At 38.0% G+C, this 18,759-nt stretch carries 18 protein-coding genes and 1 tRNA gene; 14 read left to right on the forward strand and 5 right to left on the reverse strand.

Going from position 1 to position 18,759, the window contains the following annotated elements:
- Nucleotides 1–44: 44 nt before the first annotated feature.
- The 3 genes from DY109_RS08745 to abc-f form a co-directional block, all read right to left on the reverse strand.
- A complete protein-coding gene (locus tag DY109_RS08745; protein ID WP_023948421.1) occupies nt 45–1,880 on the reverse strand; it encodes a DUF3298 domain-containing protein in 1,836 nt (611 codons plus the stop codon).
- Nucleotides 1,881–3,233, reverse strand: a complete 1,353-nt coding sequence (gdhA, locus tag DY109_RS08750; RefSeq protein WP_023948423.1) for an NADP-specific glutamate dehydrogenase — start codon at nt 3,231–3,233, stop codon at nt 1,881–1,883.
- Nucleotides 3,234–3,353: 120 nt separating this feature from the next.
- The gene (gene abc-f / locus DY109_RS08755) at nt 3,354–5,402 is read right to left on the reverse strand and encodes a ribosomal protection-like ABC-F family protein (protein WP_023948426.1); all 2,049 of its coding nucleotides are present in this window, start codon (nt 5,400–5,402) and stop codon (nt 3,354–3,356) included.
- 98 nt (nt 5,403–5,500) lie between these two features.
- Here abc-f and DY109_RS08760 point away from each other — a divergent pair, with 98 nt between their 5' ends.
- From DY109_RS08760 to rpsR, 5 genes are all read left to right on the forward strand, one after another.
- Nucleotides 5,501–6,238, forward strand: coding sequence for an MqnA/MqnD/SBP family protein (locus DY109_RS08760; protein ID WP_023948428.1), 738 nt, complete (start codon nt 5,501–5,503; stop codon nt 6,236–6,238).
- A gap of 21 nt (nt 6,239–6,259) precedes the next feature.
- Nucleotides 6,260–7,261 (forward strand): DNA polymerase III subunit delta, encoded by a 1,002-nt coding sequence (gene holA, locus DY109_RS08765; protein ID WP_023948430.1) that lies wholly within the window; start codon nt 6,260–6,262, stop codon nt 7,259–7,261.
- Between the two features lie 68 nt (nt 7,262–7,329).
- Complete coding sequence (rpsF, locus tag DY109_RS08770; RefSeq protein ID WP_023948432.1) at nt 7,330–7,746, forward strand: 30S ribosomal protein S6; 417 nt, start codon at nt 7,330–7,332, stop codon at nt 7,744–7,746.
- Between the two features lie 16 nt (nt 7,747–7,762).
- The gene (locus tag DY109_RS08775) at nt 7,763–8,293 is read left to right on the forward strand and encodes a single-stranded DNA-binding protein (protein ID WP_023948433.1); all 531 of its coding nucleotides are present in this window, start codon (nt 7,763–7,765) and stop codon (nt 8,291–8,293) included.
- Nucleotides 8,294–8,307: 14 nt separating this feature from the next.
- Nucleotides 8,308–8,562: a 30S ribosomal protein S18 gene (gene rpsR / locus DY109_RS08780; RefSeq protein ID WP_023948434.1), complete on the forward strand. Its 255-nt coding sequence runs from the start codon at nt 8,308–8,310 to the stop codon at nt 8,560–8,562.
- A 584-nt stretch (nt 8,563–9,146) separates the two neighbouring features.
- Here rpsR and DY109_RS11565 read toward each other — a convergent pair.
- Both DY109_RS11565 and DY109_RS08790 read right to left on the reverse strand, forming a co-directional pair.
- Nucleotides 9,147–9,317 carry a hypothetical protein gene (locus DY109_RS11565; protein ID WP_181894626.1) on the reverse strand — a complete coding sequence of 57 codons (171 nt, stop codon included), beginning with the start codon at nt 9,315–9,317 and terminating at the stop codon, nt 9,147–9,149.
- A 160-nt stretch (nt 9,318–9,477) separates the two neighbouring features.
- Nucleotides 9,478–12,048 carry an ATP-dependent Clp protease ATP-binding subunit gene (locus DY109_RS08790; RefSeq protein WP_023948439.1) on the reverse strand — a complete coding sequence of 857 codons (2,571 nt, stop codon included), beginning with the start codon at nt 12,046–12,048 and terminating at the stop codon, nt 9,478–9,480.
- A 299-nt stretch (nt 12,049–12,347) separates the two neighbouring features.
- Here DY109_RS08790 and DY109_RS08795 point away from each other — a divergent pair, with 299 nt between their 5' ends.
- The 9 genes from DY109_RS08795 (at nt 12,348) to DY109_RS08830 (ending at nt 18,716) form a co-directional block, all read left to right on the forward strand.
- Nucleotides 12,348–13,655, forward strand: a complete 1,308-nt coding sequence (locus tag DY109_RS08795; protein WP_235148586.1) for a S41 family peptidase — start codon at nt 12,348–12,350, stop codon at nt 13,653–13,655.
- A 26-nt stretch (nt 13,656–13,681) separates the two neighbouring features.
- The gene (gene purC, locus DY109_RS08800; protein WP_034549906.1) at nt 13,682–14,395 is read left to right on the forward strand and encodes a phosphoribosylaminoimidazolesuccinocarboxamide synthase; all 714 of its coding nucleotides are present in this window, start codon (nt 13,682–13,684) and stop codon (nt 14,393–14,395) included.
- Between the two features lie 23 nt (nt 14,396–14,418).
- Nucleotides 14,419–14,667: a phosphoribosylformylglycinamidine synthase subunit PurS gene (gene purS / locus DY109_RS08805; protein ID WP_023948442.1), complete on the forward strand. Its 249-nt coding sequence runs from the start codon at nt 14,419–14,421 to the stop codon at nt 14,665–14,667.
- A 127-nt stretch (nt 14,668–14,794) separates the two neighbouring features.
- Nucleotides 14,795–15,457 (forward strand): phosphoribosylformylglycinamidine synthase subunit PurQ, encoded by a 663-nt coding sequence (gene purQ / locus DY109_RS08810; protein WP_023948445.1) that lies wholly within the window; start codon nt 14,795–14,797, stop codon nt 15,455–15,457.
- A gap of 9 nt (nt 15,458–15,466) precedes the next feature.
- The gene (locus tag DY109_RS08815) at nt 15,467–16,606 is read left to right on the forward strand and encodes an SH3 domain-containing protein (protein ID WP_112058789.1); all 1,140 of its coding nucleotides are present in this window, start codon (nt 15,467–15,469) and stop codon (nt 16,604–16,606) included.
- The gene (locus DY109_RS08820) at nt 16,596–17,306 is read left to right on the forward strand and encodes a 1-acylglycerol-3-phosphate O-acyltransferase (protein ID WP_023948449.1); all 711 of its coding nucleotides are present in this window, start codon (nt 16,596–16,598) and stop codon (nt 17,304–17,306) included. Before DY109_RS08815 ends, DY109_RS08820 begins: the two co-directional genes overlap by 11 nt.
- A gap of 245 nt (nt 17,307–17,551) precedes the next feature.
- Nucleotides 17,552–17,627 (forward strand) — tRNA-Ala (locus tag DY109_RS08825).
- A 436-nt stretch (nt 17,628–18,063) separates the two neighbouring features.
- Nucleotides 18,064–18,222 carry a hypothetical protein gene (locus DY109_RS11570; RefSeq protein ID WP_181461839.1) on the forward strand — a complete coding sequence of 53 codons (159 nt, stop codon included), beginning with the start codon at nt 18,064–18,066 and terminating at the stop codon, nt 18,220–18,222.
- 20 nt (nt 18,223–18,242) lie between these two features.
- Nucleotides 18,243–18,716 carry a RipA family octameric membrane protein gene (locus DY109_RS08830; RefSeq protein ID WP_446718765.1) on the forward strand — a complete coding sequence of 158 codons (474 nt, stop codon included), beginning with the start codon at nt 18,243–18,245 and terminating at the stop codon, nt 18,714–18,716.
- The last annotated feature ends 43 nt before the right edge of the window (nt 18,717–18,759 follow it).

An 18,759-nucleotide genomic window follows, 5' to 3' on the forward strand; every position in this document is an offset into this window, starting at 1 on the left:
CTTTGATTCTTTGGGATTGCTTTATAAAATAGCAAAAGCCAAATCTACTTAATCTCGCGTGAGAGTGTGGCGCATTCGTTTTTTGACATATCGATATTAAGGCTTTTGAGATATTGGCTAATCTCGATTTTTTCCACGCGATTTAGCACCTTTAGCTCGATAAAATTACTAATCCCAAAATATTTATCAATTTCTGCATTGCTATTTTTATCTTTGATACAATAAGGTTTTTTTCCTTCTTGATACAAGATATAGTGCGAGCCTTTGAGGCTTTCAAGTGGCAGAAGGTATTTGTGATTGAAATCGATAAATGCGTAATCCCCATTATAAATGCTTGGCTTTATGCTGATGTCATATTGCTTCAAATGTGCTTCATCAAGCTCTTTGTGGCTCATAATGTGATAAAACTCCTCATCATCAAGGCTATTTCTAAGCTCTAGAATCTGATCTTGCGTATAAAGCGTAGAAATCTCGCATTTAGCGCATTCAAGATAAAGTGTATCGACAAAGTCTGCCTGCTTTGGCTCTGATATGCCAAATTCATTGACAAACTCAAAAAGCCTAGAATCTTTTTTGATAAAGTCTTTGATCTCATCAAACCCAAACTTCAGCCTCACCTCACCACACGAATATGGCGCAAGCACATAAGGAGCATACATAAAATACACGCCATCATACCCAAAAGCCACGCTTGCATTCGTATAGTCAAAATCCTGCTTAGCATCAATTTTGCATTCTTGATGTGTCTCAAGAAACGCGGTATGTTTGGATTGGAGTTTGTGAAGCAATCCATCTGCTTTGGTATCAAAAACATCTTTATGCAGATTGATTCTATGTCCTTCATAATCAAACATCATATATTCAGAGCTCCACACACCATGCGCACCACCCATATCCACAAACTTTGTGCGATGCAACTGCAAAAACCTATCATCAAAAAAATCAACACTATAATCCATATATTCTAGCTCGTAGCTATTTTTTAAGCCATTATTTTTCATACTTATACTTCGAGTTTGTAGATTCTGCTTAATAAATGCGTCAAATTGCGCTTGCGATACATCACAATTTGTCGGGCTATCGATATTGTAGGCTTGAAAATTTTTTGCTTGGATTTGATTGATTGCATGCTGGATTTTGCTTGTATCAGAGCACAAAAAATCAATACGCAACGCAGAATCTTGAAGCATTTGCTGTGAAGTGTGCTTATATAGCGCAAATTCCCTCACACTCTCAAGGGCTACATCATAATCTTTAGAGACAGAAGAGATATTGCTGATTTCTTTTTGATTATGGAGAATCTCGCTGATTTTACTTATCGTGATTTTTGGCTGGATAATCTTGCCTTGCTGGATCTGGGCTATAAACTGCTTTTGACAATCAATCTGCCCGTTTAACACTCCATTTTCCAAACTTTTGAGTGTATTTTTGAGCGCGCATTTGAGATTCTGGTGGTTTCTTCTAAATACCGCGCTTAAGATGCCTTTTTGATTCTGTGAGACAAAAAGCCACATAGTATCTTTACTTGCTTTATTGGATTTATCAGACTTGCTGGAATCTTTTGATTCTTTTGATTGATTAGATTCTTCAAGCTGATGTGATAACTCTTGCAAAAGAATCTGACTTGGCACAATCTGATAGATGATATATTCTTGCTTTTTCTCATAATCTGGATTTATAGATTCTAGCTCTTGAGAAAGTCTAGAGTCAGAATCCACAGAAGTTTGGGCAGTTTGGGCTGTGTTTTGTTCATTTTTGCAACCCGCACTAATGAATGCAATCAACAAAAAAGCACAACCCACACAGATTCTAAGATTTTGAAGAATCTTAAAGGCTTGAAAAGCCCTAAAGCTAAAATTTACTATCGCTACACTCCGCAATCAAACTACCCCTTGATCGATCATAGAGTCAGCCACTTTTCTAAAGCCCGCAATATTTGCTCCCATCACAAGATTTGTAGGATCTCCAAAATCTTTTGCTGTGCTTGAGGCGTTTTGGTAGATGTTTTTCATAATGCCAAGTAGCTTTTGATCGACTTCTTCAAAGCTCCATGGGTGCATACTTGCATTTTGTGCCATTTCTAATCCACTCACAGCCACGCCTCCTGCGTTTGCAGCCTTGCCCGGACCATAGCAAATCTTTGCATTCAAAAAGAGTTCGATCGCCTCATTTGTCGAAGGCATATTTGCTCCCTCACTTACGCATTTGCAACCATTTTGAAGCAAGATTTTGGCGTCTTTTGCGCTGAGTTCATTTTGTGTCGCGCTTGGAAATGCCGCAAAGCACGGAATGCTCCAAACCCCATTACACCCGCTCTCATAATCGCTTGCTTTAGTGTATTTGGCACTTGGTTTGGCTTTGGCGTATTCTTCTAAAGACGCGCGCCTTACTTCTTTGATTTCTTTAAGTAGCGCTACATCAATGCCTTCTTTGTCATAAATCATTCCTTTTGAATCGCTCGCAGTTACCGGAATAGCCCCGATTTGATGAAGTTTTTCAATCGTATAAATTGCTACATTGCCCGCACCTGAAACAAGGCAGATTTTACCCTCCAAGCTTTCATTGCGATCTTTAAGCATTTCTTGCGCGAAATACACACAACCATATCCCGTGGCTTCAGGTCGCACCAAACTTCCACCCCAATTTAGCCCCTTGCCTGTAAGCACACCATCAAATCGATTGGTTAGTTTTTTGTATTGCCCAAACAAATACCCAATCTCTCTACCACCCACGCCAATATCTCCAGCGGGCACATCTGTATGCGCGCCTATATGCCTATATAGCTCATTCATAAATGACTGACAAAAGCGCATAACTTCCATTTCGCTTTTGCCTTTTGGATCAAAATCGCTTCCGCCTTTGCCACCGCCCATAGAAAGAGTTGTAAGAGAGTTTTTAAGCACTTGCTCAAATCCCAAAAACTTAATCACGCCCACATTGACATTCGGGTGGAATCTAAGCCCGCCTTTATAAGGACCAATGGCAGAATTAAACTCGATTCTATAACCATAATTTACCTGAATCTTACCCTTATCATCTACCCAAGTCACGCGAAAGATAATCTGTCGCTCTGGCACGACCATTCGCTCCAAAATCGCAGAATCTTGGTATTTTTTCTCTCTGCTTAAAAGTGGCTCAAGCGAAGTTAAAACCTCTTCTACTGCTTGATGAAACTCGTTTTGTGATGGATTTTTATCTTTGAGAATCTGGATAATTTGACTTGCATATGACATGATAGACTCCTTGACCTTTGATTTATGCTGTATTATATCTAGCACACATAAAAAAATCTTGAAATGCTTTATAAATATTTGTCTTTATCTTTTGACAAACTTCATAAACTCACCATTTTTTCAAAGATTATTACATTTTTCTTCAAGCTCAAAATACCGCTCATATTTAGATTCTAGCATCTCTTTTGCCTGCTCTAATTGTGTCGCAATAGTTGCTATGCCTTTTTGTAAATACACCGCACTATCGCTAAGCTCAGATTCTAGTGATTTGATTTGAGATTCTAGAATCTGAATTTCTTTGGGAAGTTGTTGCAATTCTAGATTCTCCTTGTAGCTAAGTTTTTTGGGCTTTTTGGATTCTGTGGTTGTGTTATGTTGATTTGTCGTAGAATCTTTTTGGTTTTTTGTTTTATCTTCCATTTTAGATTCTATTTTGGATTCTTGCTCAAGGCTTTCTTGAAGGCTTTTGTATTCTCTTAGCTCTTTTTGCATATCCAAATATTCACTATATAGCATATAACTTTCTGTGATGTGGGTTTGTACGTGGTTTGTGATAGGTTCAAAAATCAGCAATTTTTTGGCAAGTTTATCGACAAAATACCGATCATGACTTACAAAAATAAGCGCGCCATCAAAGCTTGCAAGATATTCTTCCAAAATATTAATTGTTGCGATGTCTAAGTCATTTGTAGGCTCATCAAGTATCAAGCAGTCATAATGCTTTGTAAAAAGCAGTGCAAGCGCGACTCGGTTTTTTTCTCCGCCACTAAGAGCTGCTATTTTTTTGTCAAGCATTTCTTTTGGAAACAAAAAATTTTTCAGATACCCAAACACATGTATATTTTTACCGCGCACTTCGATGTGATCTCCGCCATTTGGGCAAAATGTCTCAATTAAGCTTTTTGAATCATCAAGCATTTCTCTATGCTGATCAAAATACCCAATGTGTAGCTCACCTCTTTTGATTGTGCCACTATCTGGTGTGATTTTGCCAAGCAGAATCTTTAAAAGTGTAGATTTTCCACTGCCATTTTTACCGACAATCGCGATTCTATCATGCTGCAAAATCCGCAAAGAAAAATTTTGGATTAACGCCTTATCATAGAATCTAAGATTAATATTTTCACATTCAAAGATCATTTTTTGGGCGTTTTTACCCTCTTGACGATAAAAGTGTTTAGATTCTCGCTCAAGCTCTAAGCGCATTTTATTAATGAGTGCTGGATTGTGTTTTGCACTTTTTCTAAGCTCCATAAGTCGCTCTTTGCGCCCTTCATTTCTTTTTCGGCGCGCTTGCACGCCTTTTGCTAGCCATTCTTCTTCAGCCTTTAAAAGCTTAAGTAAATGCGTATGCTCTTTTGTGAGATTAGCTAGAATCTGGGCTTTTTGCTCGAGGTATTGCGTGTATCCACCGCTAAAATTCAAAATCTTTGCATTATCCACCTCGACAATGCGCTGCGCGATTCTATCGACAAAATACCGATCGTGGCTTATAAATACAACGCTTGCTTTGAGCGAGAGGATTTTTTCTTCCAAAAACTCCACTGCTTGCACATCGAGGTGATTTGTAGGCTCATCTAAAATATACACATCAGCCCTTTGAAGCAGAATCTGCGCGAGTGCGAGTCGTTTTTGCTCGCCACCTGAAAGCGTGCAGGCGATTCTGTTTTCAAACTCTTTGAGCGAGAAATGCTCCAACACATCTTCGACTTTTTGCTCAAGATTCCAGCCATCGGTGTTATCAAGGATATTGCTTAGCTTTCCAAGCTCATCTAAAAGCGCGCGATAAGTTGGCTCATAATTATTATGATTATTTTGAGAATCTAAATGTTTTGATTCTTTTGCAAGAGTTATATTAATGTGCTGGATTCTGTGATGGATTTGCAATAGTTCTTCTAAACTCTCCAAACACACTTCGCGCACACTTTTTCCGGGCGTGAAATTTGAATTTTGCGCTAGAGAGAGAATCTGCAAGCCTGTTTTAAACGCTCGCTCTCCACTATCAGCTTGAATCTCACCATTGAGAATCTTTAAAAGTGTAGATTTTCCACTGCCATTTTTACCGACAATCGCAACTCTTTCATTTTCATTGAACGTGAAGCTCACTTCATCTAAGATTTTTTTGTAATCAAATTGCTTTGAGATTTGTATCAAACTGATTAATGCCATTTTATGTAATCCATATCTTTATTCATGCCATTTCAAAAAACAAAATAAAATTTGTATAATTATACAAAAATTTACTATCCAAACCACAAGGCAATCTTATGAAATTTGGCAAAATCCAATACCTCAATCTCGTGCCATTTGATATGTTTATCAAATCCTATCCTCTCCCTACACAATTCAAACAAGCTCTATTTTTCCGTCGCTCATACCCCTCCAAACTCAATCAATCATTTTTGTTTCGGCGCATTGATGCTGGATTTATCTCATCAATCGCTGGCTACAAATCCGCCCTACTCCACAAAGCCACAATGAGCGGAATCATCTCTAAAGGTGCGGTATGGAGTGTGATCGTGCTTCCAAATGATGACAAAATAGACTACCAATCCCAAACATCAAATGCTTTGTGTAAGATTCTAGGACTCAAAGGCGAAGTGCTTATAGGCGATAGAGCACTCAAAGCCCAATATAATGGCGCAAAATATATCGATATGGGCGAGGAATGGTTCAAAAAACATCGCCTTCCTTTTGTTTTTGGACGATTATGCTTTAATAAATATGCAAATTTTTATACTCACATATCCGCTCGCTTCAATGCCAAAAAAACAAAAATTCCATTTTATATCCTCTCATCGCACGCCAAAACCACAGGCATTGATATGGCATATATCAAAGAATACCTCACACATATTTATTACAAAATCTCACACAAAGAGCACTCTGGGCTCAAGCGATTTTATCGGGCTTTGCGCTTAGAGCAAATTCCATTTCCACACAGAATCTACCCGCAAGACATCACAAAAAACATCACAAAAAAGCGTGATAAATCAAAGAAATAAAAACACAAATAAGGACAAAAAGTGAAACGATACGAGCTTGATACTTATCTCACCAAACACAAGCCAAAAGGGGCTTTGCTGTATGGAGAGAGTTCTTTTTTGATTGAGTTGTATTCCAAAAAAATTGCCCGCGCAATTAGCGATGATACCTCAAATCATCACACTTTTTATTATTCAGAATATGCCCTTCCAGCAGTGCTAGAGATTTTGTCCCAAAATAGCCTTTTTGGCGATAGTTCAGTGGTAATTCTTAAACTTGGCAAAAAACTTGGCAAAAAAGACATTACTGCAATCTCACAAATCCTCGCTCAAAACCCGACAAACGGCATTATTATTGAATTTTATCAAGCCGAAAACAAAAGCCCGATAGAGTATTCAAGAGATTTTAAAGACTTTGCGACAAACTTCAAAGCCGCAGGTTCGGCTGATTTTGTCGAAGTGCGGTTTTTTGAGCCAAATACCAATGAAGCACTTGATTTTATGCGGCAAACCGCCCAAAAACTCCAAATCAAAATCAGCAATCAAAATCTCTTACTTCTGCTTTCTATGCAAAACAACGATATAGCCCTAGCACAAAGCGAGCTTCAAAAATTTGCTATTTTAGATTCTGAAGTGCAGCTAACTGATATTGAGCGGTTGTGTTATGGGCTTTGCAGTGTTGATGTTGATGAATTGCTTGATTGTCTTTTTGCCAAAAAAGAGGTGTTTTTGGTGTTTGAAAAAATGCTCGAAGAAGGCGTGCAAGATCTTGATATTGTCAAAGAAATGGAGGAATATTTTTATCGCTTGTTTTTATTTTTTGCGCATGCGCGATTTGAGGGCAAAATTGAGGCGCCTAAGATTCTAGGATTTGCGCCACCTACGCATATTGTCAATGCATATACCACGCGCGCTCAAAGCATCAAAAATCAAAATGTATTTTTGCATATTTTCAAAATTTTTGGAGAATGGCGAAATAAAATTAAGTATGACAAAACTATTTCTTTGCAAAGTTTAATCAAAATTCAAGCTTTGATTCGCTAGTATTCTTTGCTTTTAAGCCTTGCTCTTTGCTCTATTAAGCCAAAGGGCTATAACCAAAAGGAGTTTTTATGAAACATTACGAAACGATGTTTATCATCAAACCTACACTTGTAGAAGAAGAAATCAAGCAAAAAATCGAAAGCTACAAAGAGATCATCACCAAAAATGGCGGTCAAATCGAAACTTGTCTTGATATGGGTATGAGAAATCTCGCATATGAAATCAAGAAAAACAAACGCGGGTATTATTTTGTGATCTATTTTAGATCTGAGCCTAGCTTTATTGCGGAGCTTGAGCGATTGTATAGGATCAATGAAGATATTTTGCGCTTCATCGTGATCAAATATGAAAGCAAAAAAGAGCAAAAAGCGTGGCAAACTCTTGTAGATAAGGCAAACAAAAAGCCTGAACCAAAAGCCAAAAAAGAAGTTGAAGCAAAAGAGATTCAAGAAAACTCTAAAGATTCTCGAATAGAGGAATCATAAATAATCGAGGATAGCTATGTTTAACAAAATCATTATCATCGGAAACCTCACACGTGATGTTGAGCTAAGGTATTTTCCATCTGGTGGTGCAATCGCTACGATTGGGCTTGCAAGCAATAGACGTTACACAAAGCAAGACGGCTCAAAAGGCGATGAGACTTGCTTTGTCGATGTGAAGCTTTTTGGGCGCACTGCCGAAGTAGCCAACCAATACCTCCACAAAGGAAGTAAAATCCTCATAGAAGGCAGACTTGGCTTTGAGAGCTGGAATGACCAAAGCGGACAAAAACGTTCAAAACATGTCATTATCGCAGAAAGTATGCAAATGCTTGACTCCAAATCGCAATCAAGCGAATCAAGCCAAAACTATGCGAGCCAAAACTCAAACCAAACATATGGCAACTATGATAATAGCGGTTACAATCAAGCTCCAAGCAATGACTATCCACAGAATCCAAACTACACTACACACAAACAGCCAAGTGGGAATGCACACTCACAAGAAAACATTCCTAGTTATGATGTCGATGACGAAATACCATTTTAAATAAGGAGAATCCAATGGAAAGAAAAAAATACTCAAAACGATACTGCAAATACACAGAAGCAAAGATTGACTTTATTGATTATAAAGACATCGAAATGCTTAAACACTCTCTATCTGAACGATACAAAATTATGCCAAGACGACTCACTGGCAACACAAAAAAATGGCAAGAGCGCGTAGAAGTTGCGATTAAGAGAGCAAGACACATGGCACTTATCCCCTATGTGATCGATCATAAAAAAGTCGTAGAAAATCCATTCAAAATCTAAATTTATGATTTGACTGCAAAAACAGCTAGGCGCAATTCTACACTCTAAATCTCCAATTAATCTAAGCTAGAATCTAGCTTAGATTCCACCCACAATAACACTATTTACATACATTCATCATTCAATACAGAATCTAAATCTATTATGCCTACATTATGCGCCTATATTATACTAACCTCGCCTATTCTTAAGTGTGAGCCAAACAAGTCTCATAAACAAGTCTCATTGCGATGTATTTTTGGCTTATTTTTTGTCATTCTAAGCATCAGCGAAGAATCCATAAAAAACAAAAAAATAAAATCTGCTTAAAAAGAAAAAGTAGAATCTAGATATTGCAGAATCTAACAAACAACTTGTCATTGCGAGACTTTGTAAAAAGTCGTGGCAATCCAGAATCTAGTTTTTTCGTTATTGCGAGCAGTTGCAAAACTGCGTGGCAAAAAAAAGAATTGTCATTGTGGCTTATTGTTTCGCAATTCTAGATTGCTTCACTTCATTCGCAATGGCGCATAATTTTGTCATTGCAAAGCTCTTTAGAGCTGTGGCAATCCATAGAATCTATGGTATTTCTTTTCTTGATTTTTTTAATTTTTATTTATGGATTCTTCGGCTTTTACAAAGCCTAAGACATGACAAGGTGATTTGGAATAATAAAATAAGGATACTTTGTGGATTCTGTGGATTGCTTCGCAGTTTTGCAACTGCTCGCAATGACAAAATAATTTAGAATAATGAAATAAAAATTGCAATGACAATATAAGCTTCATTCGCGCGGTGTTCTATGATTGGTATTTATTGGTATTTATTAGTATTCTATGGCTTGTAGAATCTAGATTCTAGCTTGCCACGCACCCTCATGTTTCATTACAATGCCACACAACTTTAGTATGCCAAAAATCTAAAGCATACTAGATTCTACAAAACACTTGCTTGCAATGATTTATCAGAGGCATCAAATACAACTTTATTGCCACTTTTAAGCTTGTCTTCTAAAATCAATTCCGCGAGCCTATCTTCCACCTCTTCGTATAATGCCCTTTTTAGTGGTCTTGCGCCAAATACAGGGTCAAACCCAACTTGTGCGACAAACTGCTTTGCCTTTGGTGTAAGCTCAATCTCAATACCCCTCTCTTCGAGCTTTTTCCTAATGCCATCAAGCAAAATATCAACAATTTTAGAAATCTCATCAATCCCCAATGGATTGAAAATCACAATATCATCAAGCCGATTCAAAAACTCAGGCTTAAAAAACGATTTAAGTGCATCTCTGACGGCTTGTTCGCGCTCATTTTTATCGGCAATCTCTATGATTTTATCACTTCCTATATTACTTGTCAAAATGATAATTGTATTTTTAAAATCAACGGTTACACCTTTATTGTCCGTCAATCGCCCATCATCAAGCACTTGAAGCAAGAGATTAAAAACATCAGGGTGCGCTTTTTCGATCTCATCAAAAAGCACCACGCTATATGGCTTTCTCCTCACTGCTTCTGTAAGCTGCCCACCTTCCTCATAGCCGACATATCCCGGAGCTGCCCCGATAAGCCTACTTACTTCGTGCTTTTGCATATATTCGCTCATATCAAAGCGGATTAAATTTTTATCAGAATCAAACAAAAACTTCGCTAATGCCTTTGCAGATTGGGTTTTCCCAACTCCTGTAGGTCCCAAAAACAAAAAACTTCCAATGGGTCGTTGGGTATCGCTTAAGCCTGCTTTATTGCGCTTGATTGCCCTTGAAATTGCTTTTATCGCCTCATCTTGCCCGACAACACTTTGGCGAAGTTCATTTTCTATCCCCAAAATCTTGTCTTTTTCACCTTGTAGCATTTTTTTGATCGGAATCTGCGTCCAGCGGCTTACGATTCCAGCGATACTCTCTTCTGTTACAGCATTTTTAAGCAATGTGCCATTTTCTTGCATTTTTTCCCATTTTTCATTGAGATCTTGCTCTTTTTTGATCGCTTGAGGCAAAAGCCCATAATCAATCTCAGCGGCTTTTTGGAGCTTGCCATCTCTTTTTGCAAGCTCTGATTGATTTTTGAGAGAATCTATCTCATTTTTGCTTTGAGCGATTTCTTGAAATACACTTTTTTCGTTTTCAAACTGCGCCTCAAGCCGTATTTTTTCTTCATTTGCACAGCTAAGCTCTTTTTTGATTTCTTCTAAGCGCACTTTATTGGAATCTTTTTTCTCCATTTTCAAGGCTTCTTTTTCGACTTCAAGCGTTTGGATTTGTCGCTTTATCGTGCTTAATTCATTTGGTTCAGATTCTATCTGCATTTTAAGCTCCGCTGCCGCTTCATCGATCAAATCAATCGCTTTATCAGGCAAAAATCTATCTGTAATATAACGCGATGAAAGCTTTGTAGCCGCCACAAGTGCAGAATCTATGATATTGACTTTGTGATGTGCTTCAAGTCGTTCCTTGATCCCACGCAAAATCTGCAACGCCTCATTGATTGTCGGCTCATTAATCGCAATAGGCTGAAATCTCCGCGTAAGCGCGGCGTCTTTTTCAAAATATTTGCGGTATTCTTTCAATGTTGTCGCGCCGATTGTATGCAACTCTCCGCGCGCTAAAGCAGGCTTTAGGATATTTGCAGCGTCCATGCTTCCCTCGCTAGCTCCAGCCCCTACAATCGTATGAATCTCATCGATAAACAAAATAATATTTCCAGCCTGCTTGACTTCATCAACAACAGCCTTAAGTCGCTCCTCAAACTCCCCACGATATTTTGCACCAGCCACAAGAGCACTCATATCAAGCGCGATAACTCGTTTATTTTGCAAACTCAAAGGCACATCTTTTTTGATGATTCTTTGAGCTAGCCCTTCTACCACCGCAGTTTTGCCCACACCCGGCTCGCCGAGTAAGATAGGATTGTTTTTTGTTTTGCGGATAAGGATTTGCATCATACGCAAAATCTCCTCATCTCTGCCGATGACAGGATCAAGGGCATTTTGGCTTGCTTTTTGCGTGAGATCAATCCCAAATTTTTCTAATGATTCGAGATTTGAATCATCATTTTGATTTTGGATTTTGGCTCCGCCTCGTATCGCTTCAAGCGTCTTTTTTAGCTCATTCAAATCGACATATTTTCCTAGAATCTGCTTAAACGCCTCTTCTTTGATATTTGCGATAATAAAGCTATCAAGCGCGATATATGAGTCGCCATTTTGGACGCTATAACCTTGCGCGCGCTCGATTGCTTGGGCGAATTCTCTTGAGAGTGTGAGATTTTCTTTGCTTAGGCTTGAGGATTTAGGAGCGCGCTCGACGATGCTTTTTGCCTCAAGCACGATCGCGTCATTTGCGACATTCATTTTATTGAGTGCTTGATTGAGGATACTTTGCGAATTTGTCAGCATTGCCCATATCATATGGGATAGAGTGATTTCTTGATTCTGCGAATGAAGTGTCAAAGACGCGGCAGAATCTAAAGTTTCTTTTAATTGGTTTGTCATTTTTTCAAAATTCATCAGAGGACTCCTTTTTGGATTAAGTTTATATGGTTGGCATTATAATACTTTAGTCTAAATGTATAAACTTTTTTTATTTACTCCTATCAAAATTTTTTAAAAGTTTTCTTTTTGCCTTGTTTTTTTTGATTTTCTTTGGAGAATTTCTTTGGATTTTATCTAGGATTTGAACAATTTTAGGTAGAATCCTTGTTTCACATCAAAGCAAACAAACAAAACAATTCAAATCATTAAGGAATTTTATGAGTAGAAATTTTGTATTTGGGATATGTGTTGGAATAGTGTGGGTATTCCTCACAATGGGCAATCTTGAGGCACTCTCACAGCAAAATGCAAGTCTCCAAGTAGATTCTAAAAAGCAAAGAGCGCAAGCTTATGAACGTCTCACAAAAACGGTTGCAACGATAGAGGCGTATTATGTAGAAGATATGAATATCAATGAAATCATCGACAAAGCCATTGATGGGCTGCTTGCAAATCTTGATGCGCATTCTGCTTATCTCAATGACAAAAAATACAAAGAGCTCAAAACACAAACCGATGGCGAATTTGGCGGACTTGGAATCACCGTTGGTATGAAAGATGGCGCGCTTACTGTTATCGCTCCGCTTGAAGATACCCCAGCACAAAAAGCGGGCTTAAAAAGCGGAGATGTGATCCTCAAAATCAACGAACAAAGCACGATTGGAATGAGTATTGATGATGCGGTAAATCTCATGCGTGGCAAGCCAAAAACCACCATAAACCTTATGGTCGTGCGCAAGGGTGAGGGCAAACCTTTGGAGTTTAAAATCACAAGAGACATCATCAAAGTCAGATCTGTTTATGCCAAAACAATCGAGAATCTACCATATCTGTATCTTAGGATCAATTCTTTTGACAAAAATGTAACAGATTCTGTAAAGCAAATCTTAAAAGATAACCCCAAAATCGAAGGGCTTGTGCTAGATCTAAGAAATAATCCGGGCGGATTGCTCGAACAAGCAGTCGATCTCTCTAAGCTTTTTATCTCAAATGGCGTGATCGTCTCTCAAAAAGGCAAGGTTCAAGAAGAAAATATCGTCTATGATGCATCAGGCAAAGCTCCATATCCTGATCTGCCTATCGTTGTGCTTGTCAATGCCGGTACAGCAAGCGCGAGTGAAATCGTCTCTGGTGCCTTGCAAGATCACAAAAGAGGGCTTATCGTGGGTGAGGATACTTTTGGAAAAGGAAGCGTGCAGGTTGTCATACCTATCAACAATTCTGATGCAATCAAGCTCACAACAGCAAAATACTATCTTCCAAGTGGGCGCACAATCCAAGCTGTGGGGATCAAGCCTGATATTCTCGTCTATCCGGGCGCAGTGCCACAAAATAATGGCGGATTTGAGCTTAAAGAAGCGGATTTGAGAAATCATCTCCAAAATGAACTTCAAAAAATCGACAAAGATAGCACAACCAAAAAAGACGAAAAATCCGATGAAAAAGAGACGCAAAAAACAACTCAAAACATCACTATGGCTGATATAGCTAATGATATTCAGCTCAAATCTGGTATCGATGTCCTCAAAGCGTGGGCGATTCTCAAAGCTCCACACTCTACAATCAAAAAGGAAGCAAAATGAATAGCCCGACACACACAACAAATGCGATAGAAAAAGGCGCAATGCTCTATGAAGGAAAGGGTAAAAAACTCTTTGCCACAAACAAAGAAAATCAGCTTATCGCAGAATTTAAAGACGATCTCACCGCATTTAACGCGCTCAAAAAAAGTCAAGAATCTGGCAAAGGTGCGCTAAATTGCGCGATCAGTTCGGCAATTTTTGATCTCTTGCAAAAAGCTGGAATCAAAACCCATTTTATTAAGCAGTTAGATTCTACGCATATCCTCTGCAAAAAAGTAAAGATTATACCGATTGAAGTGGTTGTCAGAAATGTCGCCACAGGATCGCTAAGCAAACGACTTGGGATAAAAGATGGGCTTATTTTGCCTTTTACTTTGGTTGAGTTTTATTACAAAAATGATGACTTAGGAGATCCTATCATTAATGATGAGCATTGTCAGATTCTAGGCATTATTGATGATATAAAAGAGCTTGATATTTTGAGACAAGAAGCAAAGCGCATTAATGAGATTTTGAGAGAATTTTTTGACAAAAAAGGGCTAAAGCTTATTGATTTTAAGCTTGAGTTTGGAAAAGATGAGCATGGAAATATTATCCTTGCTGATGAGATTTCTCCTGATAGTTGTCGTTTTTGGGATAAGCAAACAAACGAAAAACTTGATAAAGATAGATTCCGACAAGATCTAGGAGACATCAAAGAAGCCTATCAAGAAGTTTTAAAACGTATAGAAAATCGCTAAATCCAATCACTTAAGGATCTTTTATGTATGCCCAAATCACAATCAAACTCAAAAATGGGGTTTTAGACCCGCAAGCAAAAGCTATCCACAATGCCATTTCATCGCTTGGTTTTAATGATGTCAATGATGTGATTATGCAAAAGCAAATCCTCTTGCAATTCACAGACAATAACGCACAACATGTCCTCCAGCAAGCCACAAATATCGCTAAAGATTTGCTCTCTAATCCTGTTATTGAGGATTATGAAATCGCGCTTATCTCAAAGGATTAGACTTGACACAGAATCCAAACATTACAACAAGCAAAGATTCTAGATTTTGCGAAATATTTATAAGCAAAAATTTTGTGCCAAAAGATTGTAGATTTGAGAAGGGATTTAAAGTAGTAAAGGATTTAGATTGGTAGGCATTTTACGCTTTTTGGGCACAAATTGTGAATTTGATATGCAGTATGTGTATCAGCATATATTGAAGATTCCAACGACAATAATTTGGCATAAGCACACTTCCATACCAAAAGAAGTCAAGCTTATTGTGATTCCGGGTGGATTTAGCTATGGAGATTATTTGCGCAGTGGAGCTATTGCGAGATTTGCACCTATCATGAATGCAGTGCAAGATTTTGCTTTCAATGGCGGAAGGGTGCTTGGCATTTGCAATGGATTTCAGATTCTCACAGAAGCAAAGCTACTTCCGGGGGCTTTAAAGCGAAATAAAAACCTGCATTTCATCTCCAAACATCAAACCCTCACAATAGAAAACACAGACAACGCAATGCTCTCTTGCTATCAAAAAGCCCAAACAATCACCCTTCCAATCGCACATGCTGATGGCAACTACTACATCGATAAGCAGGGATTGCAAGAGCTAGAATCTAATCATCAGATTCTGCTTAAATACACCGATGATATTAATGGCTCAATCGCAAATATTGCTGGCATTTGCAATGCAGAAAAAAATGTGTTTGGACTTATGCCTCACCCAGAGCGCGCCATAGAGCCTCTCTTAAAAAACACAATCGGCTTGCAAATGCTTCGATCAATCTATGAATCCACACATTAAGGCTAGCTATTGAAAATTTTTCATATTCTTTTTTTGTTTTTTGCACTACTTAGTTTTGGCGCAAGCGAAGTAAGCACAAGCCCAAATCAAGAAAATCAAAGCAGAGCGCAGAGCCAAAGCCTTCCAAACGAGCGCATTGTATATGCCAAAAACGCCACTCCTGATGAGATTTTAGAAAAGCCAATTTATGTCGGGCAAACTATTCCAATCACTTATAGCGCGTTGCTTATGAATAACGCAATTCTGCAACAAAGCCTCTTTACAGAAAAACTCTCAAGCGACAAACTCACTCTCAAAACTCCAAACGCCCAATGGAAAGGGGCTGAAGATAATAGCGTGCAGATTACATATTATTTCAAAATCAAATCTCCAAATGCTATGATTCCGGAGTTTGAAGTGATCGCCAAATCAAAAGATAACTCCTATACCGACTCATCTATCGTGCCTTCCATACATCTTAATGTTATTGATTTGTATCAAAACAAAAAATATGTCGGTGTCGTGGCTGATAGCCTCAAAGTTGGAATCTATAAAGCCAAAAATTATGATGCAGATTATAATTTGCTTGCATTTGAACTTATCGCTACAAACGCAAATCTCGAGGATTTTAAGATTCCGGATTTTCAAAAACAAGGCATAGAACGTTCTAATTTCAGCGCGCAAGAATCAAGCGGTATTTTTTATTGCGTCGTTCCTAGAAATATCCAAAACATAAGTTTTGAGTATTTTTCGCTTCCAAACAATCGCTTTGAGACAATTCAGATTCCGGTTATCCCTGCTGCTGATATAGTCAGCACGCAAGAAAGCCTCAAGCCCAAAAACACTTATTTGCTGTATTATTCACTTTTTATCGGGGCGATTATTGTTACACTTCTTATTCTTTCATTCTTTTTTAAAAAAATACGAAAGATTTTGTGGATTTTGAGTTTTGGGGTTTTTGTATATCTTTTGTTTTATCTTTTTTATACAAAAAGTGGCACACTAGAATCTGGCAAGCATATATGGGTATTGCCTACGCATAATTCTACGATTTTGGAGACTACAAAAACCTCAATGAAAGTCAAAGTCATCGGCGAGCATGACAAATACTACAAAATCATCACGCCTGATGATAAAGTCGGCTGGATAAGGAAAGAAGATGCGGAATAAAATCAAAGGCATATACGAGGCGTTACTCATTAGCATTGGGCTTGCTGTGATTGTTGTGTTGATTTATTTTAATAAACGCAAGCAAAACGCAAGAAAACCACGAATGGGCTGTCGGCTGTTTTTTACATTTGCGGGTATAGAGCTTCAGAAAGTGGGCGAGTTTGATACAAGCGCGACTTTGATTGTGCTTAACCACCAAAGTGTCGCTGATATTTTATGTTTAGAGGGTTTTCACCCCCAAAACATCTGCTGGATAGCCAAAAAAGAGCTTGGCGAGATTCCATTTTATGGCTACGCACTCAAAGGTCCAGAAATGATCCTTATCGATAGAGAGGATAAACGAGGGCTTACATTTCTCCTCAAATCCGCCAAAGAAAAATTAGCCCAAAATCGCCCTCTTGTGATATTTCCAGAAGGCACACGAAGCAAGGGTGGCGAAAAATTTTTGACATTTAAGCCGGGCGCAAAAATACTTGCAGAAAAATTCCAACTCAAAGTCCAACCAATCGTGCTTATCAATACAAGAAAAGTGTATAATACCTCTCCTTTAGAATCCACTTCAAATAAAGCGCGTATGGTGATTATGGATTCATTTTATCCGCAGGATTTGGGCGAGGGCTGGCAAGAGAGATGGTATGAAAAATTAAAAGAGGATATGCACAAAACATATTTGCAACACTATCACGAACTCAATCCATAAATTTAGCTTTTTAGAAGATTGATTGTGGTAGAATCAGTCTTTTAGATTCTAACTTATAGAGAATCTAAATCCTCTCTTTTTGCCATATTTCAGGGAGTTTGAAATTTTTAGCCTGCGATGAACGCTTAATGTTCATTTTGTGTTTTTGCTTGTCTAAAAATTTCTACACAACCCTGACTAAATCTGCCTAAAAATAGAGGATTTCGTGATGTGCTATTGTGTCTATATTAGATTCTAGAATCTATGGGGTGTTAGCTCAGCTGGGAGAGCGCGACGCTGGCAGCGTCGAGGTCAGGGGTTCGATCCCCCTACACTCCACCACGATTATTTCTCTTGGTTTTTTATTGCCTCTTTTTTGCAGTATCTTCATATAAGCATATATTTTCCTTTATATTTGACATGTATTTTGGATTTCGTCATATTAAAGAAAATAAAGAAAATAAATTTTTATAATCTATGCAATGTTTTTTAATTTAAGCAACTTTTAAGTGGGGTGGGGGGCAGAATAACAGCTATTTTACTTTTAAGGAGAAAAAATAGCAACTTATACTTGTAAATATTGTGGACAACAACAAAGTAATAGTTTTGCGCTAGCGGGACAGCTATGTTCTAGAAGTCCTAACGGCAAACACGAGCTTCTTGGCTAAGGTAAGCTATCAAGCCTTCATGGCTGATATGTTTTGATAAGGGCTTTTGCAAGCTTTTTTCAAAGCCTAAATATAACAATCCTACAAATCAAGCAAATCAAGGAGATAAAATGCCAACCACCACTGAATACAAAATTATGCGTGAAGCCTATGAAAAGGAGCTTGATAGACTTTGGCAGCGCTCTATTTTCCTCGCTACTTTTATGACTTTAGCATGGGGCGGATATAGTGCTTTTATTGTTAATTTCTTAAAAGAAAAAATAACTTAGATGCAAATTTATACCACCTCATTGCTATGGGGTTGTGCTTTGCTATTATGATTCTTTCTATGCTTTGGGTGGCTATGGCTAAGGGCTCTAAATTTGTCCAAGAAGCCCACGAGGAGCATATTAAAAAATTTGATATAAATATTTATCTGCCTTATAATGAAGACATCAAGGAAGAAGAGAAAATAAACTTGTTTTGTGATTTAAGCAAGTATGAGGATTCTATCAAAAAAGAAAATGGTTGCTATTTAACCTGTGCGCTCAAATCAGCCCGCTACTCACCAAGCAAAATCAATATCGCTTTGGGGTATGTGAGTTGGTTTGTTGCTTGTTTGGCACTTAGCGTTCATATTGGATTTTGTGAGTCTTTTGCTGTTTTGCAAACATTTTTACAAGAGAAAGCCTGTATTTTTTTAACTATCTTAACTTTATCTTGGATTTTGTATTTTTTAGTGGGTTTTGTATTAAGGGGAAGCCAAAAAAAGCTAAAACTATAAACAAATAAAGGCTTAATATAACCAAAAGCAATCAAAATAATAT

This window comes from Helicobacter fennelliae, assembly GCF_900451005.1.
In the GTDB taxonomy this organism is placed as follows: domain Bacteria; phylum Campylobacterota; class Campylobacteria; order Campylobacterales; family Helicobacteraceae; genus Helicobacter_B; species Helicobacter_B fennelliae.